Annotated in this window: 22 protein-coding genes; 15 read left to right on the forward strand and 7 right to left on the reverse strand. The window is 44.0% G+C overall.

Annotated elements, in window-relative coordinates; translation table 11 throughout:
• Positions 1-29: 29 nt before the first annotated feature.
• Together LZZ85_RS06535 and LZZ85_RS06540 are read right to left on the reverse strand one after the other, a co-directional pair.
• A complete protein-coding gene (locus tag LZZ85_RS06535) occupies positions 30-746 on the reverse strand; it encodes a nucleotidyltransferase family protein (protein WP_237869866.1) in 717 nt (238 codons plus the stop codon).
• Positions 747-779: 33 nt separating this feature from the next.
• Positions 780-2,243 (reverse strand): RapZ C-terminal domain-containing protein, encoded by a 1,464-nt coding sequence (locus LZZ85_RS06540; RefSeq protein ID WP_237869868.1) that lies wholly within the window; start codon positions 2,241-2,243, stop codon positions 780-782.
• Between the two features lie 227 nt (positions 2,244-2,470).
• Here LZZ85_RS06540 and LZZ85_RS06545 point away from each other — a divergent pair, with 227 nt between their 5' ends.
• The gene (locus tag LZZ85_RS06545) at positions 2,471-5,818 is read left to right on the forward strand and encodes a methylmalonyl-CoA mutase family protein (protein WP_237869870.1); all 3,348 of its coding nucleotides are present in this window, start codon (positions 2,471-2,473) and stop codon (positions 5,816-5,818) included.
• A gap of 3 nt (positions 5,819-5,821) precedes the next feature.
• Positions 5,822-6,526: a DUF421 domain-containing protein gene (locus tag LZZ85_RS06550; protein ID WP_237869872.1), complete on the forward strand. Its 705-nt coding sequence runs from the start codon at positions 5,822-5,824 to the stop codon at positions 6,524-6,526.
• 94 nt (positions 6,527-6,620) lie between these two features.
• Here the strand turns inward: LZZ85_RS06550 and LZZ85_RS06555 are convergent, their stop codons facing one another.
• On the reverse strand, positions 6,621-7,199 hold the full coding sequence (locus LZZ85_RS06555) for a type 1 glutamine amidotransferase domain-containing protein (RefSeq protein WP_237869874.1): 579 nt from the start codon (positions 7,197-7,199) through the stop codon (positions 6,621-6,623).
• A gap of 159 nt (positions 7,200-7,358) precedes the next feature.
• Between LZZ85_RS06555 and LZZ85_RS06560 the strand changes: the two genes are divergently transcribed.
• Entirely contained in the window at positions 7,359-8,165 is an 807-nt protein-coding gene (locus LZZ85_RS06560) for an N-acetylmuramoyl-L-alanine amidase (protein WP_237869876.1), read from the forward strand.
• A 150-nt stretch (positions 8,166-8,315) separates the two neighbouring features.
• On the forward strand, positions 8,316-10,958 hold the full coding sequence (locus tag LZZ85_RS06565; protein ID WP_237869878.1) for an MGH1-like glycoside hydrolase domain-containing protein: 2,643 nt from the start codon (positions 8,316-8,318) through the stop codon (positions 10,956-10,958).
• A 252-nt stretch (positions 10,959-11,210) separates the two neighbouring features.
• Here LZZ85_RS06565 and LZZ85_RS06570 read toward each other — a convergent pair whose 3' ends face one another.
• Complete coding sequence (locus tag LZZ85_RS06570) at positions 11,211-12,161, reverse strand: AraC family transcriptional regulator (RefSeq protein WP_237869880.1); 951 nt, start codon at positions 12,159-12,161, stop codon at positions 11,211-11,213.
• A gap of 153 nt (positions 12,162-12,314) precedes the next feature.
• Here LZZ85_RS06570 and LZZ85_RS06575 point away from each other — a divergent pair, with 153 nt between their 5' ends.
• The 4 genes from LZZ85_RS06575 to LZZ85_RS06590 all read left to right on the forward strand — a co-directional run bounded on the left by LZZ85_RS06575 (position 12,315) and on the right by LZZ85_RS06590 (position 16,202).
• Entirely contained in the window at positions 12,315-13,847 is a 1,533-nt protein-coding gene (locus LZZ85_RS06575) for an aldehyde dehydrogenase family protein (protein WP_237869882.1), read from the forward strand.
• A gap of 204 nt (positions 13,848-14,051) precedes the next feature.
• Positions 14,052-14,429, forward strand: coding sequence for a DUF779 domain-containing protein (locus LZZ85_RS06580; protein ID WP_237869884.1), 378 nt, complete (start codon positions 14,052-14,054; stop codon positions 14,427-14,429).
• 220 nt (positions 14,430-14,649) lie between these two features.
• Complete coding sequence (locus LZZ85_RS06585; protein WP_237869886.1) at positions 14,650-15,144, forward strand: hypothetical protein; 495 nt, start codon at positions 14,650-14,652, stop codon at positions 15,142-15,144.
• A gap of 137 nt (positions 15,145-15,281) precedes the next feature.
• A complete protein-coding gene (locus tag LZZ85_RS06590) occupies positions 15,282-16,202 on the forward strand; it encodes a DUF72 domain-containing protein (protein ID WP_237869888.1) in 921 nt (306 codons plus the stop codon).
• A 1,114-nt stretch (positions 16,203-17,316) separates the two neighbouring features.
• On the opposite strand, the gene LZZ85_RS06595 is transcribed toward LZZ85_RS06590, so the two are convergent.
• Both LZZ85_RS06595 and LZZ85_RS06600 read right to left on the reverse strand, forming a co-directional pair.
• Positions 17,317-18,594, reverse strand: a complete 1,278-nt coding sequence (locus LZZ85_RS06595) for a Y-family DNA polymerase (RefSeq protein WP_237869890.1) — start codon at positions 18,592-18,594, stop codon at positions 17,317-17,319.
• Between the two features lies 1 nt (position 18,595).
• Positions 18,596-19,084 (reverse strand): LexA family protein, encoded by a 489-nt coding sequence (locus LZZ85_RS06600; protein WP_237869892.1) that lies wholly within the window; start codon positions 19,082-19,084, stop codon positions 18,596-18,598.
• Between the two features lie 119 nt (positions 19,085-19,203).
• On the opposite strand from LZZ85_RS06600, the gene LZZ85_RS06605 reads away from it, so the two are divergent.
• The 6 genes from LZZ85_RS06605 to LZZ85_RS06630 all read left to right on the forward strand — a co-directional run bounded on the left by LZZ85_RS06605 (position 19,204) and on the right by LZZ85_RS06630 (position 24,922).
• Positions 19,204-19,830 carry a 2'-5' RNA ligase family protein gene (locus LZZ85_RS06605; protein WP_237869894.1) on the forward strand — a complete coding sequence of 209 codons (627 nt, stop codon included), beginning with the start codon at positions 19,204-19,206 and terminating at the stop codon, positions 19,828-19,830.
• A gap of 28 nt (positions 19,831-19,858) precedes the next feature.
• Entirely contained in the window at positions 19,859-20,467 is a 609-nt protein-coding gene (locus LZZ85_RS06610) for a 2'-5' RNA ligase family protein (protein WP_237869896.1), read from the forward strand.
• Between the two features lie 208 nt (positions 20,468-20,675).
• Entirely contained in the window at positions 20,676-21,767 is a 1,092-nt protein-coding gene (locus LZZ85_RS06615) for a PA0069 family radical SAM protein (protein WP_237869898.1), read from the forward strand.
• 177 nt (positions 21,768-21,944) lie between these two features.
• Positions 21,945-22,775: a hypothetical protein gene (locus LZZ85_RS06620; RefSeq protein ID WP_237869900.1), complete on the forward strand. Its 831-nt coding sequence runs from the start codon at positions 21,945-21,947 to the stop codon at positions 22,773-22,775.
• 121 nt (positions 22,776-22,896) lie between these two features.
• Positions 22,897-24,150: a putative DNA modification/repair radical SAM protein gene (locus LZZ85_RS06625; RefSeq protein ID WP_237869902.1), complete on the forward strand. Its 1,254-nt coding sequence runs from the start codon at positions 22,897-22,899 to the stop codon at positions 24,148-24,150.
• Position 24,151: 1 nt separating this feature from the next.
• Positions 24,152-24,922, forward strand: a complete 771-nt coding sequence (locus tag LZZ85_RS06630) for a TIGR03915 family putative DNA repair protein (RefSeq protein WP_237869904.1) — start codon at positions 24,152-24,154, stop codon at positions 24,920-24,922.
• 172 nt (positions 24,923-25,094) lie between these two features.
• On the opposite strand, the gene LZZ85_RS06635 is transcribed toward LZZ85_RS06630, so the two are convergent.
• Positions 25,095-25,370, reverse strand: coding sequence for a hypothetical protein (locus LZZ85_RS06635; protein ID WP_237869906.1), 276 nt, complete (start codon positions 25,368-25,370; stop codon positions 25,095-25,097).
• 148 nt (positions 25,371-25,518) lie between these two features.
• Between LZZ85_RS06635 and LZZ85_RS06640 the strand changes: the two genes are divergently transcribed.
• Entirely contained in the window at positions 25,519-26,082 is a 564-nt protein-coding gene (locus LZZ85_RS06640) for a hypothetical protein (RefSeq protein ID WP_237869908.1), read from the forward strand.
• The last annotated feature ends 300 nt before the right edge of the window (positions 26,083-26,382 follow it).

Below are 26,382 nucleotides of genomic sequence, written 5' to 3' on the forward strand. Positions count from 1 at the left end.
AACCGAATTGTCTGCGGTCCGTCGTTCCTTTACTCAAACATTTCCTCCGCCACAGCCACACTTTCCAATCTCCCTACATCCACCCATTTATCTCCGGAATGATCAAATCCATAGATAGGATTTCCGGCAGCTAAAGAAAGGTATGCGTCTACAAGCGAGAACTTCCCTTCAAGCTGAAGTTTATCAAAGAATGAATAGTTGAACAGGCTGATTCCGCTGAATGAACGGTTATGCTGCTCATTTGATTGAACACGGATCTTTTCTTCACCGGTCTGAAGATTTCTCCATCCTGTAAGCCGGTTATTTTCATCAAATACAAAACAGCGGCTGCTTTTGCGGCCACTGGTCGCAAGCGACACCATTGCTTTTTGTTTTCGATGAAATGCAAGAAATGCATTAAGGTTCAATGAGGTAAGAATATCGACATTGATCGTCAGAAAATCTTCTCCGGGAGCAAACAGGTGTTTTGCTTTCAGTAATCCTCCGCCGGTTTCCAGTACAAGATCAGATTCATCACTGATGAAAATATTGCTGCCAAAGCCATTGTTGCTGTCCAGCATAGCAATGATCTGCTCCGGGAAATGATGCACATTGACAATTACATCGGTGATATTGTATTGTTGTAAATATTCAATATTCCTTTGTAGCAATGATTTGCCATTGATCACTGCAAGTGCTTTCGGATGATTATCCGTCCATGGTTTAAAACGTGTTCCTAAACCTGCGCAAAAGATCATTGCCTTCATGTTACGCTAATTTTTTGACGCGAATCCCGCGAATTAAGCAGGTTTTTGATTTACCCAGTTCTTTGCATCCTGAACGACATGTTGCAGTTCAATATTCACTTTGAATTTATTGCGAAGATGACGGGCAAGCGCATCGGCTGCATACACGCTGCGATGCTGACCACCCGTACAGCCAAAGCTTACCGAAAGACTTTCGAAGCCGCGTTTGATATAATCTTCTACAGAAATATCTACGATGTCAAAACTGCTGTCGAGGAACTCCTGCATTTTAGTTTGTTGCTCCAGGAAATCTTTCACTTCCTTGTCTCTGCCGGTCTGGTACTTCATGCTTTCAAAGCGGCCGGGATTCAAAATGCCTCTGCAATCAAATACGAATCCTCCACCGTTGCCGCTGTCATCAGCGGGGATACCATTGCGGTAAGAAAAACTTTTGATCTTGACTACAAGCGGTGTATCATCTGTTGCCTGGATCGGGGTGAACATCTGTATGATCTCATCGGAGACGCAAAGGTCCAGTACCTTTTTAAATTCTGGAACCGATATGCCAAGGCTTTGGTTCTCGAAAAATTCTTTAAGATTCCTTAACCCAAGAGGAATGGCCGTAAGAAACTGCGCCTTTCTTTCAAATAATCCGCGGAAGCCGTATGCTCCCAGAACCTGCAGCAATCTGATCAGTACATAGCCATTGTACTGGCTGCGGAATACGATCCTGTCAAGCGATCCTGAAGGGATCAGTGTTTCGAAGGTGTCCATGTATTCTTCCAGCAGCTTGTCTTTCCATTCGGCAGTAAGATTTGCGCGGGCCTGCCATAGCATGGATGCTACATCATATTGAGGAGCGCCTTTCATTCCGCCCTGGTAGTCGATGAAATGCACAGAGCCATCTTTCTTCACCATAATGTTCCGGCTTTGAAAATCGCGGAACATGAAATATTTGTATTCTGTATGGGTGAGATAGTTGCTCAGTGCTTCGAAATCGTTGATCAGTTTTTGCTTGTCATACGGTTTGCGGAGCGCATCCAGAAAATAGTATTTGAAGTACAGGAGATCGGCCATGATCGCCTGCTTCCCGAATTCTTTATTGGTCAGGGTACGATCATAGTCCAACCCTTCGTCTCCTTTCACCTGGAGGGTGGCCAGCTCGTCGAGGCTGCGCTTGAAGAGGTCATAAACTGGTTGAGCAAAACCTTCCGCTTCCAGGCGGTTAAGCAGGGAAACGTCTCCAAAATCTTCCTGCAGATAAAATGTGCCATCCTCACTGATAGCCAGAATTTCCGGCACAGCCAGGCCTTTCGGTTTGAACTGCCTTGAGAAATAAATAAAAGCTTCATTCTCGGGAATATTCGCACCGTAGGTGCCGATCACGGACCTGCCATCACCATAAAGTCTGAAATAGCGACGTTCACTGCCTGACTGTGGAAGTACGTCAACTGACTCCGGCGCAACGCCTTTCCATTTTGTATAAAGTTCTTTGATTGAATCGAGTAGTGCCTGCATATCAACAAATCTAAGCTAAGAGTTTGAAAGAGGGTAAAGAGGAAAAGGAGGTTTTTGGGATAGAACGGCCGGAAAGCCAGGGAATTGTATAAAAAGGTGCGTTTTTGAACGGAATTTGCCTCGCCGCTCAATCCCCTCTTTTTATCCTTCGCCTCCTTTTCCTCTCAGATACTAACGGGCATTAGTTTTTTCGTTTAAATTTGCCTCTTCAACTTGATCCAAGAATTATGAGCTACACTCCAAAGAATAAGGTTCGGATAGTAACGGCAGCTTCACTTTTTGACGGGCATGATGCCGCTATCAATATCATGCGGCGGATCATGCAGAGTAAGGGGGCGGAGATCATCCATTTGGGACATAACAGGTCGGTAAAGGAGATCGTGGAGACAGCCATTGAGGAAGATGTGCAGGGAATTGCGATCACGAGCTACCAGGGCGGGCATGTGGAATTCTTTAAATACATGAAAGACCTGCTGCAGGAAAATGGCTGCGGGCATATCAAGATCTTTGGAGGGGGTGGGGGCACGATCCTCCCTGATGAAATAGAAGAATTGCACAAGTACGGCATCACCCGGATCTATTCTCCGGATGATGGTCGCCAGATGGGACTTGAAGGAATGATCGAAGATGTGATCAGCAAGTGCGATATCCTGCTGAATGGTAAAGGGGAGTATCCCACTGCGATGCAGCTTGGAGAAGTTAAGGACGTACGCAAGATCGCCCGGCAGATCACCAATGTGGAAAATGGTCAGGTGAAAGAACCCGCGCCGTATTCCACGGTTACACCAGTACTTGGCATAACGGGCACTGGCGGAGCCGGGAAAAGCAGTGTCACCGATGAGCTGGTAAGAAGGTTCCTGCAGAATTTTACAGAGAAAACAATTGCGGTTATCTCAGTGGACCCATCGAAAAAGAAAACAGGCGGAGCCCTGCTTGGTGACAGGATCCGGATGAATGCGATCTCGCATCCCCGCGCATATATGCGCAGCCTTGCCACCCGGGATGATAATATCGCGTTAAGCCAGTATGTACAGGAGGCCATTGATATTTGCAAAGAAGCCGGATTTGATTTTATTATTCTCGAATCTGCGGGTGTGGGACAAAGCGACGCGTCCATACTGGACTACTGCGATATCAGTATGTATGTAATGACTCCCGAATACGGGGCAGCATCGCAGCTTGAAAAGATCAATATGCTTGACTACGCGGATATTATCTGCATCAATAAGTTTGATAAAGCCGGTGCACTCGATGCAATGGCGGATGTAAAAAAACAGTACAAGCGCAATCACGGGTTATGGTCGGCAAAAGATGAAGAGCTGCCCGTGATCGGAACAATGGCCAGCAAGTTCAATGATGACGGAGTGAATCATCTTTTTGAGCTTCTTATCAAAAAGGTCAAAGAAAAAAAGGAGACTGATTTTGGTTCGTTTGCTTTTTCGGTAACAGCAAAAGTGTCTCAGGCGATCATTCCGGCAAAACGGGTAAGATACCTGAGTGAGATCAGCGAAAACAACCGCAACTATGATCAGCTGGTAAAAGATCAGGCAGCAATTGCGAGCAAGATCTATCAGCTGAATGGTTCACTTGAAACGCTAAAGGGAAAAGCATCGGATGAGCTTCTTGATATCATACAAAAACAGATCGCGTTTTATACGGATCAATTGACTCCGGTGAGCCGAAAATTACTGCAGCACTGGAAAGAAAAAGTGCAGGAGTATGAAAAAGATTATTACGAATATACAGTCAGGGATAAAGTGATCCGCCAGGAAATGTTCACCAAAAGCCTGTCGGGAACCCGCATTCCCAAAGTGGTGCTTCCGAAGTATAAGGATTGGGGTGATATTCTTCAGTGGGAAGCGCAGGAAAATGTTCCCGGCCATTTTCCCTTCACCGCAGGTGTGTTTCCTTTGAAAAGAGAAGGTGAGGATCCTACGCGGATGTTCGCCGGAGAAGGAGGTCCTGAGCGGACAAATAAGCGGTTTCACTATGTAAGTGTTGATCAGCCAGCGAAGCGTTTGTCTACAGCGTTTGATAGTGTGACCTTGTACGGAGAAGATCCTGCCATCAGGCCCGATATCTACGGAAAGATCGGCAATGCAGGCGTCAGCATCGCAACAGTTGATGATGCAAAGAAATTGTATAGCGGTTTTGATCTGTGTGATCCGCGCACCTCCGTGAGCATGACGATCAATGGTCCGGCTCCTGTTCTGCTTGCTTTTTTCATGAACGCTGCTATCGATCAGCAATGTGAGAAATGGCTGCAGAAAGAAGGTAAGACTGAGTTGGTGAAAAAAGTATTTGCAGAGAAATATCCGGGAATGAAAATGCCGGTGTATAATAACCCGTCCGCCAGGGACGTGTTACCGCAGGGAAATAGCGGTTTAGGACTCGCATTGCTTGGCATGACGGGCGATGAAGTGCTGCCTGCTGATGTTTATCAGCAATGCAAAGAGGCTGCGTTACAACAGGTGAGAGGAACCGTGCAGGCTGATATTCTGAAAGAAGATCAGGCGCAGAATACCTGCATCTTCTCCACTGAATTTGCCCTGAAGCTGATGGGGGATGTACAGGAGTATTTCATTGAGCAGAAAGTGAAGAATTTTTATAGTGTCAGTATTTCCGGTTATCACATTGCGGAAGCAGGGGCGAATCCTATTACGCAGCTTGCGTTCACGCTCGCAAACGGATTCACCTATGTTGAATATTACCTGAGCCGGGGAATGGCGATCGATGATTTCGCCGCCAATCTTTCCTTCTTTTTCAGCAACGGTATGGATCCGGAGTATAGTGTGATCGGTCGTGTCGCCAGAAGGATTTGGGCGAAATCAATGAAGTATAAGTACAAGGCGAATAAAAGAAGCCAGATGTTGAAATATCATATTCAGACATCCGGGAGAAGCCTTCATGCGCAGGAGATCGATTTTAATGATATCCGCACAACATTGCAGGCATTGTACGCCATTTATGATAACTGCAATTCTCTTCATACCAATGCGTATGATGAGGCGATCACTACACCTACAGAAGAGAGTGTGAGAAGGGCAATGGCGATCCAGCTGATCATTAACCGTGAGTTAGGTACAGCAAAAACGGAAAACTTCATACAGGGCTCATTTGTGATGGAAGAGCTGACAAGCCTGGTTGAAGAAGCCGTATTGCAGGAGTTTGACAGGCTGACTGACAGAGGAGGAGTTCTAGGTGCAATGGAGAGAATGTATCAGCGGAATAAGATCCAGGAAGAAAGTCTGTTCTATGAACATCAGAAACATACAGGGGAGCTGCCACTGATCGGTGTAAATACATTCCTCAATAAGAAAGGATCACCAACGATCATTCCTTCGGAAGTGATCCGGAGTACGACCGAGGAAAAAGATCAGCAGATCAGCAACCTGGAGGCGTTTCAGCAGCGGCATTCCGGTAAAACCGCCGAAATGCTGGACAGGCTGAAAGAGGCCGCGATCAACAATGGCAATCTATTTGCAGAGCTTATGGAAACAGTGAAGTATTGTTCGCTTGGTCAGATCACAAACGCACTCTATGAGGTCGGTGGGCAATACCGCAGAAATATGTAAGCTATGTTTATTTTAGATGCAGGTAAATTCAGTTGGAAAGAGATCCTTCTGGGAAGTGAGGAATGGACTTTTTTACCTGAGGTGATCATCCGCTCGCTGATCATGTTTGCCGTCATTCTTTTCAGTTTAAGCATTCTTGGTAAACGTGGAGTGAGGCAACTATCGGTCTTTGAACTGGTAGTGATAATCGGTCTCGGTTCGGCCGCTGGAGATCCTATGTTCTATAAAGATGTTGGATTGATCCCGGCGCTGATCGTATTCACTATTGTGATCGGGCTGTATATTTTCGTAACGCACCTGGTCGGCCGTAGCAAGAAAGTCGCCAGGATCGTAGAGGGAAAACCGATCTGTTTGATCAGGGAAGGCCGCTTCGCCATCAATAACTTCTCCAAAGAAAATCTCGGACAGGATGAGTTTTTTGCAGAACTCAGACTAAAAGGTGTTTCACACTTGGGTCAGGTTGAACAGGCCATTATTGAAACCAACGGAGATATCAGCGTATTTTTTTACGAGGATGAAGACGTGAGGTATGGCTTGCCCGTCATGCCTGATTCATTGGATCATAAAGCGAAGCAGATAAAGAATAAGGGTTATTATTCCTGCAGCTTTTGCGGGAACACGGAATCCATTGATGTTGGCACCCATCATTGTGGCAAATGTCAGAAAGACGATTGGGTGGCCTCCAGTAACCGCAGACGCATAACGTGATCGTATAAGTTTGACCTGGACGGGTAAACTGACGAATAAACATATATGAAAATGCCAGGTGATCTCACCTGGCATTTTTCTGATCCTTCATTCCCTAGTGCATTGGTGTAGGAGTGAACACAGAGGGATCATGTGTTCCTTCTTTTATTTCTTCGATCATTTTTTTGTTGAATGCGGGAAGATCTTTAGGGCTGCGGCTTGTGACGAGTCCGTTATCTGTTACTACTTCTTTATCTGTCCAGATCACACCGGCATTTTCGAGGTCCGTTTTGATAGACGGATATGATGTCATATTTCTTCCGCTGATCATTCCTGTTTCGATCAGTAATTGTGGTCCGTGGCAAATGGCTGCGACAGGTTTGCCCACTTCGAGAAATTGTTGAGCAAATTCTACACATTTCTGGTTAATACGCATTTTGTCGGGATTGATGACACCTCCCGGGATCACTAGGGCATCATAATCCTCCACTTTAGCGTTTTCAACCTGAACATCCACGGGCAGTTCGATCGACCAATGATCATGGTCCCAGGCTTTTACCGTTTCTTTCTGTGGTGAAACGATATGCACTTCTGCTCCTGCATCTTCCAGTTCTTTCTTAGGGCTTGTCAGCTCAACTTCTTCGAAACCGGATTCTGTAAGTATGGCGATTTTCTTTCCATTTAAGCTTTTCATAAAAATCAATTAAGTGATCAATAGTTTCGGAAAGAGGTCCAAAAACGATACCATCGCGTATTTCTGCTATAAGAAGAAATATTGTTCTCATGTGTATTTTTGAAAGAAAGCGTGAAAGAGGTCAGTCTTTTTTATCTTTAAGGACATTTTGAGAATGATATGAAATATTTCTTTATACCTGGATGCCTGGTAATGCTGATGATGGCAGCCTGTTCTCCTTCTTCAAAAACGAATAAAGAATACAGGAAACAGGCAAAGGAATATGCAAGGATATTGCAGGAATATCCTGTACGCGATTCAGCCGGTTTGAATTACGCAGGTGACTGGGTAGGTACTACCAATTTCTCTATGCGGAGACCAAATTTTGTAGTGATCCATCATACTGCTCAAAATAGTTGTGAGCAAACGTTGAAGACTTTCACCATTCCGCGTACACAGGTGAGTGCTCATTATGTGATCTGCAAAGACGGGACGGTGCATCATATGTTGAATGATCTGTTGCGGGCTCATCACGCCGGGGTGAGTAAGTGGGGAAATAATGCCGATCTTAACAGCAGCAGCGTGGGCATAGAGATCGACAATAACGGCGTGGATAGTTTCAGTAATCAGCAAATGATGAGCCTGCTTGTATTATTGGGTCGTTTGAAAAGAGCTTATAATATTCCAACCGCCAATTTCATTGGCCATGCTGATATTGCGCCTGGTCGTAAGGTTGATCCTAACAGGACATTTCCCTGGCAGCGCCTGGCCGAACAAGGGTATGGTTATTGGTATGATACGACCGGTGTTCAGGTGCCGGCTGATTTCAACCCTGTGCAGGCATTGCGCATTATCGGCTATACGATACAAAAACCTGAATCTGCGATTGCTTCCTTCAAATTACATTTTGTTCCATCGGATTCATCGATCGTGATTACAGAAGAAGAGAGGAAAATACTATTCAGTCTTCAAAAGAAATACGAGTAGAAGAATCATTAGTTTGAAATGAATCATTAGAAGAATACACTAATCTTCATTAGGATCGCGTTAATTCCTGAAGATTAGCGCTAATTAGCGTCCATTCGTGGCCATTCGCGTTCATTCTTTTTTTATTTTCGCGTCTGATAAATTTTTGCAATGACAGCAGAACACCAACGGCTCGCGGTGAATGCGGGTAAATCAGTTCCTTTGGCTCAATGGGGCCCGTACCTTAGCGAACGGCAATGGGGAACGGTTAGAGAAGACTATAGCCAGAATGGCGATGCATGGCATTATTTCCCTTTTGATCATGCCAACTGCCGTGTATTTTCCTGGGGTGAAGATGGATTGGCGGGGATCTCTGATTTCTTCGGTAACCTTTGTTTCGGGATCTCCCTGTGGAATGGGAAGGATCCTATTCTGAAGGAGCGGTTGTTTGGTCTGAGTAATCCGCAGGGAAATCATGGTGAAGATGTGAAGGAGTTATATTTCCATCTGGATAATCTTCCTACGCATTACTACATGGAATACCTGTATAAGTATCCCCAGCAGGAGTTTCCTTACGAAAAGCTGCGCGAAGAAAACAGGAACCGTGGCAAGCTTGATCCGGAATATGAGATCCTTGATTCAGGAGCTTTTGATAACAACCAGTACTTTGATGTGTTGGTTACTTATGCAAAACAAAGCGCGCAGGATATTTTCATAAAGATCGATGTGACCAACCGCTATTCCAAGCCTGCTGAGATGACGCTGTTGCCTACACTATGGTGTTATAATCGCTGGAGAGATGGAACATTCAAAGAAAAACCATCAATCAGGCAACACAATAAAACAACGGTTAAAATAGATCACGAACGATTAGGGGAGTATTATTTCTACTATCAATCTGCAGATAAGACCTTCTTTACCGAGAATGAGACAAATACTCAGGTCGTAACCAATACCCCAAACACGTCCATCTTTACAAAAGATGCCTTCAATCATGCGATCATTAAGGGAGAGAATGTTGATGAACTAACGAAGAAGAAAGATGGGACAAAATTTTCTCCTGTGTATAAGATGAAGGTAGCGGCAGGTGCCACCAAGACGATCTACTGCCGTTTGAATACAACACTGACTGAAAAACCGTTCGCTCCCGGGTTTAAAGATGTTTTCAAAGTAAGAAAAAAAGAAGCGGATGATTTTTATGCCGTCATCCTGCCTAAGGGCATGAGTGAAGACATGGCGCAGATACAGCGACAGGCGCTTTCCGGAGTGCTTTGGAGCAAGCAATACTACCACTTTGATGTGGAGGAATGGCTTTCCTCCAGTGATGGTATTTCTCCTGTTAGTAATTCAAAAATGACAGGCAGAAATAATGACTGGAAGCATCTGAAGAACCAGGATATCATCATGATGCCCGATAAATGGGAATATCCATGGTATGCTGCATGGGACCTTGCATTCCAGTGTATTTCCATGGCTGTGGTGGATCCGGTATTTGCGAAACATCAGTTATTGCTGGTAATGCGGGAATGGTACATGAAGCCGGACGGGCAACTGCCTGCCTACGAGTGGAACTTTAGTGATGTTAACCCACCTGTTCAGGCCTGGGCTGCCATGCAGGTTTATAATATCGAAAAGAAGCAAACCGGTAATGGAGATATCAAGTTTCTGAAAAAAGTATTCCAGAAATTGCTGATCAATTTCACATGGTGGATCAACCGGAAGGATGTGAACGGTAACAATATCTTCGAAGGAGGTTTCTTAGGCCTCGATAATATCGGAGTGTTCAACCGCAGTTTTCATTTCCCTGGAGAAGTGCAGCTGGAACAAGCCGATGGTACCAGCTGGATGGGCACCTATGCTCTTGACATGATGGAGATGGCAATTGAGATTGCTATGAACGACATTTCATTTGAAGATACTGCCACGAAATTTTTTGAGCATTTCGTACTGATCGCAGAATCGCTCAATCAGCATGGTCTGTGGAATGAGGAAGATCGATTTTACTACGATGTGTTATGCGTGAGCGGAGCAGATCCTGTTCCGTTGAGGATACAGTCTGTTGTTGGTATCACCGCTTTATATGCAGTTTCAACTATCAACAAAAAGGCACTTGATCATCTTACTGATTTTAAAAAGAGAATTACCTGGTTTGAGAACTATCGCAAAAAACATGCGAAGTACTGGCCAAATGAAGAACGTAGTGATGATGGTGAAATACTGATGTCCCTTATTCCGAAAGACAAACTCGTCGATATGCTGAAGCGTTTGCTTGACGAAGACGGATTTCTTTCCCCGGGTGGTATCCGTGCGCTTTCAAAATATCATGATCAGAATCCCTATTCCGTAACTGTTGATGGAAATATCTACAGCATTCGATATGATCCGGGTGATGCAACTTCTGATATGTTTGGCGGTAACTCTAACTGGCGTGGTCCTGTGTGGATGCCGATCAACTTCCTGATCATTCAGTCCATCAAGAAATATGGTGAGTTCTATGGAGACTCATTAACTGTAGAATATCCAACGGGCTCTGGTGTTCAGATGAATCTAGAACAGGTTGCAGAACATCTCACCAAACGCGTGATCAGCCTTTTCGAACGTTCAAAAGATGGCGAAAGAAGACTGCATGGCGATTATGGCTGGTTCTACAAACAGCCAGGCAATGAACATCTTGTTGCGTTCTACGAATACTTCCATGGTGACAGCGGACGTGGTCTTGGTGCTTCGCACCAGACCGGTTGGACAGCGTTGGTGGCTGAATTAATCAGTGAGTACGGAGAAAGGAAGGAGAATACGAAACGTGAACTACTCTGATACGCGAATGAACGCGAATGAGCACGAATTGCCGCGAATGAACACGAATTGCCGCGAATGTACACGAATGCGTCGCTCATGAAAGGCAAATAAAAAAGGAAGGGTCAAACAATGACGTTTGACCCTTCCTTTTTATATATCTTTTTGCAACCGCCGGAAGCGATTCACAAGTCTTCTAGTTCATTCGTGATTCGCGTTCATTCGTGGCAATTCGTGCTTATTCGCGTACATTCGTGCTCATTCGCGTCAGCGTTAATTAGCAGCCATTCGTGAATCATTCGCGTATAGCATTGCCTGATAGACGCCAGGGGTAATTCCTTCTGACTTTTTGAATAATCTTACAAAGTAGTTCACATCAGTAAATCCGCATTGCATGCTTACCGCGCTTACGTTGTTGCGTTTATCCGCGAGAAGTTGTTTTGCGAGTTTGATACGCTCACGGTTGATGTAATCGAGTGGAGTAACGCCAAATTGCTCTTTGAACCATTTGAAGAACATGTTGCGGCTGAGATAAGCTTTGCGGCTTAATGCATCAACAGCGATCTTATCAGTCAAATGTTCATGGATATAGTGCAGTACGAAATGAAGGCGGCTTTGATTGGTGTGATCGATGCTTTCGACGGCCACCTGTTGGAGGTGCTGGCTTTGAACAAGCCTGATCAGTAATTCTTTCAGATTAAGATCGGCGAAAATATTCTTGCCTTTTTCACCGCTACTGCAAACACGGATCAATTTGTTGATCAGATCAGTAACTTCTGTGTCGTTAGCGAAATGATATTGATTGAATTGAAGGCGCCAGTCGCGTGCTTCATTCGGGTCACTATTATAGTACGTGTTGAGGTACTGCAGGGTATTGTTGACATACGCGGCGTCAACAGCCAGGGCGATACATTGCGTTGGGTTATCCTGTTGCGCTTCAGGGAAATCGATCACCATTGTTTCGTTCGCAGGAACGATCACCGTTTCCCCGGGCAGATACTCAAAAGAGGGCTGATCAAAAAGGTGCATCACTTTTTTCCCGCGAACCATGCTGGTGATCACAAACTCATTAAAGGTCAACGGTACGCGATATGTTTCCTGGTAGCTTTCAAAAACGTTCAGTTCGCAATTCTCAAGATTGAATACACGCCTGTTCTCCACCAAAGTTTGAAGATATTTTGGCTGTGTTAGGTCTACCGGATGGAGGTAATTTTTTGGCGGCATAGGCGGTACGTTTAGACGCGATCAAGGTAGGGTATTTTTCCGGACTGGCTAAATTCAGAGTACGATCGTGCTAGCAAAAAGTACGAAAGTATACAGGTATTGGTTTTTAATGTAGGAAGTTACAGTATTCTTTAACGATAAAAACGCTTGAATATGAGTACTTCTACAGCAGCTGCTCCTAAGTCCACCATTGCAGCACGTCCAAAATTCAAAGACAAGTATGATCATTATATTGGGGGTGAATGGGTTGCTCCGTCATCGGGAGAATACTTTGATAACATATCGCCGATTGATGGAAAGGTATTTACACACGCGGCCCGGGGTAACGCAAAGGATATAGAAAAGGCTATCGATGCGGCGCACAAGGCTTTTGCCACATGGGGAAAAAGCGGAGCCGCTTATCGCAGTAATATTCTGTTGAAGATCGCCCAGGTTATAGAAGATAACCTGGAGCTTCTCGCAACAGTTGAAACTATTGACAATGGTAAGGCCATTCGTGAGTGCCGCGCGGCAGATCTGCCTTTAGTCATTGATCACTTCCGCTATTTCGCTGGTGTGATAAGAAGCGAAGAAGGTACGCTGAGCGAGCATGATGAAACCACCGTAAGCATTAATCTGCATGAACCTATTGGTGTTGTCGGGCAGATCATTCCCTGGAATTTTCCATTGCTGATGGCTACATGGAAGATCGCTCCCGCGCTTGCAGCAGGTTGTTGCGTGGTGGTCAAGCCTGCTGAGCAAACTCCGACAAGCATCATGGTGCTGATGGAATTAGTGGGTGATCTTTTGCCTGCAGGGGTATTGAACATTGTTACAGGGTTTGGCGTGGAAGCGGGAAAGCCGCTGGCCTCTTCTCCGAGAATCAATAAAGTTGCATTTACTGGAGAAACAACTACGGGAAGGCTCATCATGCAATACGCTTCTGAAAATCTGATTCCTGTCACAATGGAGTTGGGTGGTAAGAGTCCGAACATCTTCTTCGAAAGTGTTGGGGATGAAGACGACGCATTCTTCGACAAAGCTGTTGAAGGTGCTGTGATGTTTGCACTGAATAACGGGGAGATCTGTACCTGCCCGAGCAGGATGCTGGTGCATGAAAAGATCTATGACAAATTTATGGAGCGCGTGATCCAGCGTACTAAGGCGATCAAGCTTGGTAATCCGCTTGATTCAACCGTTACGATGGGAGCGCAGGCTTCAGAAGATCAGTATAAAAAGATCCTGAGCTATCTGGATATCGGCAAACAGGAAGGTGCGCAGATATTGACGGGTGGTGAAGCTTTTCATCAGAATTCAGGATTAGAGCATGGCTACTATATTCAGCCGACTATTTTCAAGGGTCACAATAAAATGCGCATTTTCCAGGAGGAGATATTTGGTCCGGTCGTTTCGGTTACTACGTTTAAAACAACGGAAGAAGCGATCGCCATTGCTAATGATACCTTGTATGGTCTTGGTGCTGGTGTATGGACACGTGATGCGCATCAGCTTTACCAGGTGCCGCGTGCGATCGAGGCGGGCCGTGTTTGGGTGAACAACTATCATGCGTACCCTGCTCATGCTCCTTTCGGCGGCTATAAAAAATCGGGCTTTGGCCGCGAAACACATAAGATGATGTTGAATCATTATCGTCAGACGAAGAATATGCTGATCTCTTACAGCAAAGAAAAGCTTGGATTTTTCTAAGCGCAATGCAGATGCTGCTGATCATTGTTATGCATCGGCTGAGGGAGATGAGCCCGCCGTTGCGATTGGTTTTCGGTATTGGCGAAAGTGCATTGGTTAAATATCGGATCAAACGATTTTCTAGTTTGGCAAGTTAGGAATAACGGTGGCGCAAGCCACTGTTTTCCATTTTTGCTAATCTGTGAACAGTAAAAGTTTTCTTGTATGATCAAACGTGTTTTAGCGACGGACAAGGCGCTTCAGCTTATCGACAGGTTGAAAGAAATGCATGGTAACCTGATGTTTCATCAAAGCGGCGGTTGTTGTGACGGTAGCCAGCCGATGTGTTTTGCGGAAGGAGAGTTCCGGATTGGCGGCAGCGATGTGTGTTTAGGTGAAATTGCAGGATGTAAATTTTACATGAATGCGGATCAGTTTGAATACTGGAAACATACACAACTAACGTTGGATGTTACGCCGGGACGTGGAAGCAGCTTTTCGCTGGAGATCCCGCTTGGTGTAAGATTCTATATTCTGTCGAAGATCTTCACTGATGATGAACTTACTCAACTTGAACCGTTATTGAAGACAGCAGAAGTTTAAAGACGGCAATATTAAATAAGTTGAAAAACCTGGTTGACTCGATGGCTGATGATCGCAGCAGATCCCGGATTTGAAAGAAGAATGGCTTTGAATGCCTGTCAGGCGAAGGGATTGATTATTGATAGGCGATCAGGATCCGGTCAGCGGCCATCGATTTTCGGCCATGCGTTTTCTTTTTGGAATCTGGCATAACTATTTCATGATGGTGGGGAAAAAGTATATGCGGAAAACTAAGCTTTTTATTGCGGGCGTGCTGTGTGCCCTTGCGGCATGTAATAATCCCGGGGATAAGATCGGTGACACAGGATCCAATACAACAGACACGTTATCAAACTCTTCCGGTGTGTCATCTTCGTATGATACGACTCTTACAGGTTGTTATTCGTCGATCTCAAAAAGGGATACTGCAGCTTTGCAGATCGAAACAAAAGGTGCCGTAATAGCCGGCCCATTGACGTATTCGATCTTTGAGAAAGACAGAAACGTGGGTGAATTTCAGGGGGAAGTGAGAGGAGATATTCTCTCGGGTTGGTATCTTTTTAAGTCAGAAGGTACGATGTCTGTCAGGCAGGCCGCCTGGAAGATCAGTGGTACCAGTCTATGGCCTGCAATTGGTGATGTCATTCAAAAGGGAGATACAGCTTTGTTCAAGGATGAGAGTAAGCTGCGGTTTGACTCGATCAATGTATTTAAGAAAGTTCCCTGTACATTATAAAGTTGAGGGTAAAAGGTAAAAAGTAAGATCGGCTGATAGCCTTGCTATTGGTTTTCTGCTTTTTACCTTTTGTTTTATTCGGACAGTTTGTCTTTTTCTCTTTCTTTCTCTTAGTTTAGTTGTATAAATAAGCAAATATGGAATTTGGTAGAGTGCCGGAAGACGAACTGAAGCTGGTAGACTTTAGTTTACCAGCAGAACCCGTGTCAAACAAGAAGATCTTGAAAGGGAAGGCATTGAAGCATCCAAAGGTTTATTTTGGTTGTGCAAAATGGGGTAGGACCGAGTGGGTGGGAAAAATATATCCGCCTAAAACAAAAGAGAAAGATTTTCTGCAGCATTATGTAGAACATTATAATTCGATTGAATTGAATGCGACACACTATAAGATTTATGGAGAAGCAGGGATCAGTAAATGGGCGGAAAAGGCAAAAGGGAAAGACTTTAAGTTTTGCCCAAAGATGTACCAGGGCGTTACGCATCGCGGAAATCTTAAAGGAAAGGATTTTCTCGTCAATGAGTTTTTTCGCGGGATTATGGCGTTCAAGGATCATCTAGGACCAATCTTCGTTCAGGTGAGCGATACATTTTCTCCTAAAAGAAAGGATGAATTGTTCGACTTTTTGAAAACTCTTCCTACCGATCTTCAATTCTTTCTCGAAGTCAGGCATCCTGATTGGTTTGCTAAACCGGAGATTCAGAAGGAGATGTGTGATACGCTCACGTCCTTGAATATGGGTGCTGTAATAACCGATACGGCTGGTCGCCGCGATTGCGCACATATGCATCTTACCATTCCCAAGGCTTTTATCCGGTATGTGGGAAACAGTCTGCATCCCTCCGACTATACGCGAATCGACGCCTGGGTGGAACGAATGAAGTATTGGCTGGATCACGGAATGAAAGAGCTTTACTTTTTCATGCATATGCATGATGAGGCAACGTCGCCTGAGTTAACTGTGTACCTAGTGGATAAAATGAATAAGGAGTGTGGGTTAAAGTTGATCAAGCCCAGGTTTGGCGATGAACCGCCCAGGCAGACTGGATTGTTTGACTGATAGATGATATTGTAAATGAGTACGACTGGAGCGTTTCGGTGTTGTTGCTATCGCACAATTCCGAGGCGCTTTTAGGTTTACGCTATTTCGCGGTCGACTTTGTTTCGTGTAGTAGTAGTTCGATACAGAAGGGGATAAGTGTAATGCAGAGGCGGGATAATTGTAAGCAGGACTTTACATTTGTTGCGGAGGTTGCGGATAGGCGAATTATCTGGTAGGCAGCGAATATGAAGGGGCATGGCTTTGGAGGATATTGAAATGGTAGATGGGGTTGAATATTTTTGGAGGGAGGACTACCGGTCAAGGGGAGGGGGGCGTGTATCGACTTTGCCTCTCTGCTCCACCCACCACCCCCATTTGGGCCCTCCCCCGCCACCACCACCAGGTCCTGGATTGCCAGGAAATTCTTGCAGGCAAAGATCTGCCTGCCGGCTCGTGTTAGCAATAACACAGGCCGCAATACTCCCCTCAGGTTTGGCTAACGCATCAACCAATATTATTTCCACGCGCTGAAATAATATCAAAACAAATATCCTGTATCATCCAAAAGTAGCAAGGTTGAAAACACAAAATTTAAGGGGATTAAAACGAAAAATCAGCGTGAAAAAACATGATTAAGTAAACCCGATGGCAGTTTACAAAGTGTTTATTGTAAAGTGGAGTAGTTTAAAACAGCCAGTTGTGTCTTTTCTTGAAAGCACCAAAGACTTGCGCACTAATTAATTTGACCGGCAAAGAGATAGGTTTGGAAAGCAAAAAACAAGCTCTGCCGGCAAATAAGATTACCCTTACTTTCTTCGAAAATATTGGGAACCGGCAGGCAAATAAGAGCTGTAAGTCAAGGCTGATAGATTAGTCTTGCATCACCAGCGGCCATCCGACGTATAAACTTAATGTACCTGTTTATAAATACCCGGATTTACACCGGATAAAGACAACATTCTTTTTTTAAGGCGCCAACCAAGATTACAGTTTCCATTTGGGTCTGCAGTGTCATAAACAAATTAGCCGTTGTCTTCGATGAATGATTGCCAGGGCTTTCATTTGCAATAACTGTCGCTGCAAACAAGGCTGAACTTTCAACAACTCCGTGGTTCAATGATATTCACTTTGGCTATTTCACTTCGAAAAGTTCATTCCACCGCGTCGTATATCTTCCACTTCGTAGTTCCTGCCGCATCTTCCAGTCTCTGGTAGTTCCGGACGAGGCAAATTTTAGAATATCATCTCGTTGGCTGAAATTGATATTATCCATCATACTCATCAATTGCCTTTGCGTATTTCTGTCGGTTGTGTCAAAAAGATTACCCTGCACGGAGTCATCAGGAACAAGCCCACTTAACATTACGCCTGCTTTTTTATAAATATTCCCCGGTTGGTAAAGATGTTCGACCAATTCGAGCGCCGGCTTGATCAATTCCTGGGTAATCGATGTCGCTACAGGAAGTGTAGCATGATCGCTTATGCTATCTTCCCGCCAGTCCAGCAGATGGTCCTGTCCTTTGCCCACAATAAACACACTTACCACTTTTGCAGCACTGTATTGCCGACGTAGTTTCTCTGCTGCGCGGGAAGTGTAAGTTGCAACTGCTTCTTTTATGTCCTCAATATTATTCACTGGACTGCCGAACATTCGCGTGGTAGCGATCATTCTTTTTTCCACCAGTTCCTTTTTTGTATCCACGGCCAACTCCCCTCTCAATTCTTTTATAAGGCGTACGCCCACTACGCCGCCAAGATTTGCGTGCGCCCATTCTTCACGCATGGTTGCCAGTTCCCAGCCACTGGTAATGCCCATATTGAATAATTTAGCTGCATTAGCGCGACCAATTCCCCAGATATTATTTAACCGGGTATGTTGTAAGGCTTCGCGTTGTTGATGCTGAGTTGCAAGAATGGAGATGCAGCCAGTTATATTTTTGTTTTTTTTGGCGATGTGATTGGCCAGTTTAGCCAGCGTCTTCGTTGGCGCTACACCGATAGATACAGAAATGCCGGTCCATTGTTCAACGATTTCTTTCATTTCCCGTGCTGCTTGCTCCAATTGATCAAACGGCATTTCGGGCAGATCTACAAATGCCTCATCAACAGAATATACTTCCACCTTATCCGTTCCTGCGATAGCGCGTAATGTGTCCATCACCCGCATGCTCAGATCGCCGTATAGATTATAATTCGAAGAGAATACAGCTACATCATGTTTTTCGATCAAATGTCTCGCCTGAAAATAAGGCCCTGCCATTTCTACTCCAACTGCTTTAGCCTCATCGCTTCTGGATACAATACATCCATCGTTGTTGCTGAGTACAACAACGGGCCGTTTTTCCAGCTTTGGTTTGAACAGCCGCTCACAGGAGCAATAAAAACTATTGCAATCAACGATGGCTTTCATACTACCAGTTTGATGATTTGTTATCCTTTTTTCTATTATGCAAATGAAGTTGTAACGTGGAGTCTACCGGATGAATCACGCAGGTTACAACTCCCCATGCCGAATAGGTATTGTATTCTCCTATTTCAATAGGTTTATATTTTTTATTTTCAGGGGAAAGGGTCACGCGATTGAAAGTTTGCTGAAATCGTCTGACAACTAACTCGCCATCCAAGGCCGCTACAATGATCTTGCCGTTAGTTGGCTTTATGCTGCGGTCGATGATAAGCACATCATCATCATTCAAACCTGCATCCGCCATGGCATCTCCCCGCATGCGGAAAAAAAATGTCGCAGGCTTATTCATGATCAGTTGCTCATTCAGATCGATCCCTCTTTCCATATAATCATCAGCGGCCGCACCGAATCCAGTCGCATTTGCCGTTCTTATTTGCTGCTGAGAAAATTGCTTCGAACCTTTGTACGCCGCTCCATAAAATTCTTCTTCCATACTCAAACGTTTAATAAACAAGATGATTCAAAACCCGAAAAATAAAGTTAGTAAAAATAAAATTAAAAACTAAATAATTTAGTAAGTTTATGCTAAGAAAATGATCAAAGGAGGGAGTTATGTTACAAGCGACAATTCAACAGAGGAGGCCGGGAGTAGCCTGGAAGGACTGGACAGACGTTTATAATACTGCGCCAGTCAGACAAGATGAGTTTGAATACCTGCTTGTTATACATCCGGATATGGATGTATACAGTAAGGTGCTGGCGGAAAGGCAATACTTTAATCAGCGCTATCCGGATAAAGAGAGTGTACGCTCAAAACCTCATATCGCTGTAGCTGGTTTTGTGGCCAGGGATTCGATGGAAGAAACATTGATCCGTTGGATTCAACGCGTTTGCAGCACACATAAAAGCTTTGACGTAACGCTTAACAATTACAGCGGTATCCCGCCACATACTGTCTATCTGAGGGTTCAGGATCATTTGCCGTTCGATCTGCTTACGCAAAAGCTGAATGTTATTGGTGAATATATTCAGTCTAATGGCTGCCCTCCGGTCAAATGGACTGCCCGGCCTCATCTTAGTTTCGCCGGTCAACTGGCTGAAGATGTCTATGAACGAGCTATGAGGGATTATTCTCAGCGATTTTTTTTTGAAACATTTACCGCATCTGAACTTGTATTGTTGAAGAAAATTCCGGGCGAAGCCTGCAAGATCATTAATATTTTCAGATTGATGCCTTAAATACATACATCATTATAAAAACGGTTTTATGCAAAAAGATATTAGCACACTGTCAACCTATCGCAGCAGCGAGTATTTGCTCGTATTAAATCCGCACGAAGAATTGCGTGACCGTATCGGTAAAGTGAAGCAGGAATTTGCAGAGAAATTTAAAGCACAGCAGGCTGTATGGAGCAAGCCTCATTTGACATTGGTCAGGTTTACGCAACTGGAAATGATGGAAGAGCGAATCCTTAACTGTCTCAAGGTAAAAGCGATGAGTCAGTATCCGTTTAAAGTAGAGCTTAAGAATTTTGGAAGCTTTCCTTCCCATAGTATTTATGTTACTGTGACAACTAAAGAGCCTATCAGGGAATTGGTGAAAGAGATCAAAAAGTCTCAGCGGCTTTTGAAGTTTGATAAAGAACATAAGCCTCATTTTATCGATGAACCCCATCTTACGATAGCCCGCAAATTGCTGCCATGGCAATATGAGCAAAGCTGGTTGGAGTATAGTAGTAAGAATTTTACAGGACGGTTCATTGCGGACGGAATGATCTTGCTGAAGAAGAGAGAAAACGACAAAAGCTACCATATTCTGAAACGATTCGAATTTCAAAATCTCCCCGTTAATACAAAGCAAGGGGTTTTATTCTGAGAGGAAAGGGTAAAAGAAATTGAAGACTGCAGTACCGCATTTGCTTGAATCCTTCTGCCTATATGTATTCTTTGATTGATTTACCCACCCTCTTGGTTTTTTACCACTTGATTGAAGCCGATACCGGATGGCTCTCTGCCAGGTGAATGCTGCTATCTTCTGTTTCGCGAGATGGTGCTTTGGATTATTGTCTTTTAATAAATTACTTATGGATCCTTTTAGAACAAAGCCGAGGGAAAAGGAGGAGGCTGATCAGTATCTCCAGGGCCGTGGTGCACAAATAAATACAAGCAACAGATTTTTAAAGGATGAACTCACCCGTGAGCATATTGAGGGCATAGACGATTGGTCCGAAAATAACCTGCCTACACAGTACATAGAGCAACAGTCGCGCACGATCGTGAATAAGGTCGAGAGTCCGGATGTTGGAATGGCGTATAGTATGAATCCATACGCCGGTTGCGAGCATGGATGCATTTATTGCTATGCGCGGAATGTTCATGAATACTGGGGATATAGCGCAGGGCTAGATTTTGAACAAAAGATAATTGTAAAAGTCAACGCTCCCGAGCTGCTGAGAAAACAGCTAATGCATCCCAAATGGGAAGTGATGCCAATTATGCTAAGCGGCAATACAGATTGTTATCAACCGGCTGAACAAAAATACCGTCTCACACGCGGCCTGCTTGAAGTCTGTAACCAGTTTAATCATCCGGTTGGTATTCTGACCAAAAATTCGTGGATCATAAAGGATAAGGATGTGTTGCAGGAACTTGCGAAAAAGAAACTTGTGTCAGCAATGGTTTCCATCACATCCTTTAATGAAGACCTGCGCAGGGTGATGGAGCCCAGAACTACCACTGCTAAACAGCGACTGAAGGTCATCGAAGAGTTGAGTTCCGCTGGAATAAGAATGGGAGTTATGCTGGGGCCGATGATCCCGGGTCTGAATGATCATGAAATGCATAATATCATGAAGTCTGCCGCAGATGCAGGTGCGAAGTTCACGGCATATACTTTTATCCGTTTAAACGGTGCGATAAAGCTGCTTTTTCATGACTGGTTATATAAAAACTTTCCGGATCGTGCTGATAAAGTCTGGCACCTGATCGAACAATCTCATGACGGAAAGGTCAATGATTCCCGCTGGGGATTAAGAATGAGGGGAGAAGGAAGTATTGCTCAGATCATACAGCAGCAATATAAAAAGTTTGGGAAACTTTACAAGCTCAATGAAGATAGGTATGAACTGGATACCAGTATATTCAGAAGGCCGGGAGAACAGGGCCGGCTTTTTTGATGATGCCGCTTGTGTTCGATTATATAATGACTATGGGTTAATTATCCAATAAATACTTGTCGTTTTTTAACGCCAAGAAATTGTTTTTTTCCGTTGGAGGACGCATGCATCTGGTTCTATATTTAAATCCTGAAACGATTAGTGAGATTGGTAACTAAAAGGATTTAAATATTTTATATGAAAGAAGATTTTTCACATTTAAGTAATGATGAGCGCATCCGTGCAGAGAACAGCATTTTGAAGATGAAATTGATGCTGGAAAAAGGAGCTAAGTTTTCAGAACAGAAGACTCCTCTTCCTGCGGAAATAGAACATGAATTCCTTAAGCATGTAATTGCCTTTGAAAAACAATTGGAAGACTATAAAATGGTCAGGGTTTTTGAGAAGATTGGGAAGCCGGATATTTTCAAAGCTGTTGCAGAATTGTCTGAGGATGAATTCGAAGCCGCCTGGGCAGAGTTGAGTAATCATATGCGCAATAACGGTGTTACCCTGGATGCATGCAGCCCGAATATTTCTTCGAAAGAGCTCTACCGGTTTACGGTGGAAGAATTGTTTGAAAAAGAAATTGAAGACTTCAGTATGCCGGGAATGATGTACTGTTTTATTTATGATGAATTTTACCCTGATCCTGTATATGATAATGGTCAGGCAGCACTCCATATAATAAGTAGCATACTTCGCCGTGATCTTGTCGAATACCTTCCGCATCTGCGCCAAAAAAGTGTACAGTTGAATGAACGGCAACCGTTGACCAACGAAGAATTTAGGTGGTATATCAATCAGTTCAAACAGGCTTATGAAGACATGGGAGAAATTGAGTTTGAGCAGGAGGATTGCAGCGTTAATGATAAATATTCTGTGGTGAGCGGTCAGTATAAACTTCGGGTATCACTACAAACAGAATATTTGCATCTTCAGGGGCAATGGACGGTGGAGTTTGAATTTGATGAGGAATTGGGATTTTGGTACATTTTCAATGTGCAGATAGAAGGAATTAACTTTTGAATAAGTCCGAGGGTTTTCCCGGATGGTTCCCAATTCCTCTTGAAACATATCAGTGGACCGTAACAGATATGGGATGCCGGCACCGGCTACTATATACTTTAGTTGCTTTTAATCCGTAAATATGAATACACGAACAATTGAAAAACTTTCAATACTTGCAGACGCTGCCAAGTATGATGTAAGTTGCTCCAGCAGTGGCAGTAAACGGAAAAATGAGAACGGAGGATTGGGGAATGCGTCAGGCATGGGTATTTGCCATGCGTATACAGAAGATGGGAGATGTGTATCTCTTCTGAAAATACTTCTGACCAACCATTGTATTTATGATTGCGCTTATTGTATCAGCAGGAAAAGTAATGATGTGCGGCGGGCGGCCTTTACGATAGACGAAGTTGTTGATCTGACAATAAGCTTTTATCGCCGTAATTACATCGAGGGCCTGTTTTTGAGTTCAGGGATATTCAAAAATGCAGACTATACGATGGAACGGCTAGTGAAAATTGCTCAGAAGCTGAGAACCGAACACCGTTTCAATGGATATATCCATCTTAAAGCAATTCCCGGAGCAAGTGAAGATCTGCTTCATCAGGCGGGATTGTATGCCGATAGGCTCAGTATGAACATAGAAATGCCCACCAGCGAAGGATTGGCTCTTCTTGCGCCAGATAAAAAGCGGGAAGATATGGTGCAGCCGATGAAGTATTTGAAGAAGGCAATAGCTGAAAACATAGATAGTAAAAGTGCTTCAAATAGATCCCGGTTATTTCTGCCGGCGGGGCAAAGCACGCAAATGGTCGTTGGCGCAACAAAAGAAACAGATTGGGATGTGCTGGGTATCGCTACTGAGTTTTATCAAAAGATGAAATTGAAAAGGGTTTACTATTCGGGATATGTTCCTGTAAGCAATGATAAAAGACTTCCATCTGTAGGAACGCCCGTTCCTTTTATAAGAGAAAATCGTTTGTATCAGGCGGATTGGTTATTGCGCTTTTATGGATTTCGGGTGGGCGAACTTTTGTCCCCTGCCACACCTCAGCTGGAAATGGAAATAGACCCGAAGCTTAGCTGGGCTTTAAAGAATATGCAGGTTTTTCCGGTTGATATAAATTCCGCAGATTATCAGCTTCTCATAAAAGTTCCTGGTTTAGGTTTAGAGTCTGCGCGAAAGATCTGTACCGCAAGGCGTTTTGGCCGTCTTAATTGGGAGCATCTGAAAAAGATGGGAGTGATGATCAATAAAGTCAGGTACTTCCTTATCTGTGACAAGGACTATGAGCGGAAAGACTGGCAGCCCGAACAGATACGGAGTTTTATATTGAATGGAGGAGCAAGCAAATACAAGGCGGCTTTTTCTGCACAACTTCAATTGTTTTAGAATGAAACAGGTTGTATATGATGGCAGTTTTGCGGGATTGCTTACTGCTATCTTTGAGGTATATGAGTACAAGCTCAAGGACGTGACATTATGCAGAGAGGGTGATTTTTCTCCTGCATTATTTGAAAAACATCATGTTGTTTATACGAACGAACAGAAAGCAAAGCGGGTGATGGCTAAGCTTAATTCGAAAATGTCAACGGCGGCACTGAGTCAGTTTTACAGATGTTTCCTGGCAGAGCTTTCTGAAATGGATAATTGTTTGCTACGATATGCTAAGTATACAGTGTCTTCTAAAAACTCCGTCGAGAATAATTATAGAAATCCCGACGTTTTGCTTGTACAGCAGATAAGCCGGAAAGTATATCGTGAAAAGCATCGAATGGAAGCTTTTGTAAGATTTAAATTAACTGGTGATGGATTATATTATAGTGTAATTCAGCCGGATTATAATGTGTTGCCACTAATACTTAAGCACTTTAGGGAAAGATATGCCGATCAGCGATGGTTGATCTATGACGTTCGTAGAAAGTACGGGATCCACTATGACGGGTCTTCCCTGGAGGAAGTAAGTATTGACTTTGGATCTTCCTCTCAGGCATCAATTGTTGAGGAAAGGTCTTCTGTACTTGATGAGAAAGAAGAGCTTTGCCAACAATTATGGCAGCAGTACTTTTCCAGCGTCAATATTCCTGAGCGTAAGAATATGAAACTGCATATCCGTCACATGCCAAAGCGTTATTGGAGATATTTGACGGAGAAAATGGCGTGAGGGATGACAGGATATGCAGTCGTTTGATTCCTCAGTATGTGGTCAGGAGCAAGAAATTTTTTTCAGTGTATTCTTGTTAGATCAGCCTGACATACTCATAAATCTCGATAGCTATACTTTTTCAGTTACCGTTGAGAATGTATGCGTGGTTGAACCTGCGGAAAACAGAGGACTAATTATTTCTTCCGGTTTCCAATTTTTTTCGACTAATAATTTGAGTAAGAAGCTTTTTCTCCTTTTTGATCTGTTGGCAAATGCCGATTATTTCGCGGGCATTGTCAGCAACGTTGAGCTTTTCGAGCGATGACTGAAGAAGTACTATTTTCTGTACGCAATAACTCTCCATTACTTCGAGGGAGTCCGCAAGGATCTCTGGCGCGAAAACCTCTGGTTTCGAATTGAGCGGGATGTTCTGGGTGTGTTTTCTGTTAGCCGGGTAATGTTTCATAAAAAAGGTTTAATGGTTAGGTCTCTTGATGCGCTGCAGTGCAGCTGGTGTTTCGGTTATAAAGGTGCGGGAGTGTGGGCCAGAAATCAAGCGATGCCCTACTGATAATTTTGCGTAGTTACTGATAAGGGAAAAAGTAGTTCTACGCATGAGTGACTGCCTGTGCTTGAATACCTTAGACGCGTTAACCATTAAAACTATCAACATGATTATTTCCAGGAAACGTCCTTTATTTCCGGGAGGCTTACTGCTGTTAGCCTCTGCATTCCTAATTTTGAACGCCTGCACTCCAAAAAATGAAGGCGGGGTTTATATCCCCCTCCCAAAAGATACTTCTGCCTTGGGAAAGATCGATCACTTTATTTCGGTAGAAGACATCAACGGATTCAGAGGTGGGTTTCAAGGTCAACGCGATTCGCTGGCACGCCAATTCCCAGGGCTGTATTTCCCGTTAAGTGAAACATTTAATAAACAGGCTTTGCTTGATCTGCTGAAAGATTCTACCAATGTCGGTGTGAGAATTTATTACGGAGTTAAGCCTGGCACTAACAGAAATGAGGTGCGTCTAATGCTTGTTGGTGTTAATTCGCAGGGGAAGGATATTTTTTATGATAAAGAAAGCCGTGCGGGAAGCTTAGCGACACAAGTGCCGCCAGGGGGTAGAATAGGAGGGGTTGAATATGGTCAGTGTGACCCGCCTTGCCTTCAATAGCACATATCATCGGTTTAAAAATTCGAACCTGAAAATTTCAGCCTGCATATATGAGCGATCTGCTAAAATTCTGTCTTAGCCTTAGCATTGTTTTCGCAGTCATTATAGGGATAATAAGATTCAGAAAGATTGACCCATCTTATTATCCCTTTATTTACCGGGTAAGCCTTTGTTTAGTAGTAGAACTGGTTCGCCGGGTATTGATCCTGCATCAAAATAACGCAGCCACAATAGTTACCAATGTTTTTTCCCTGGCAGACTTTCTTTTGTTTGCCTGGCTGTTCCATAATTGGGGACTGT

The organism is Terrimonas ginsenosidimutans (genome assembly GCF_022012415.1).
Lineage (GTDB): Bacteria > Bacteroidota > Bacteroidia > Chitinophagales > Chitinophagaceae > Terrimonas_A > Terrimonas_A ginsenosidimutans.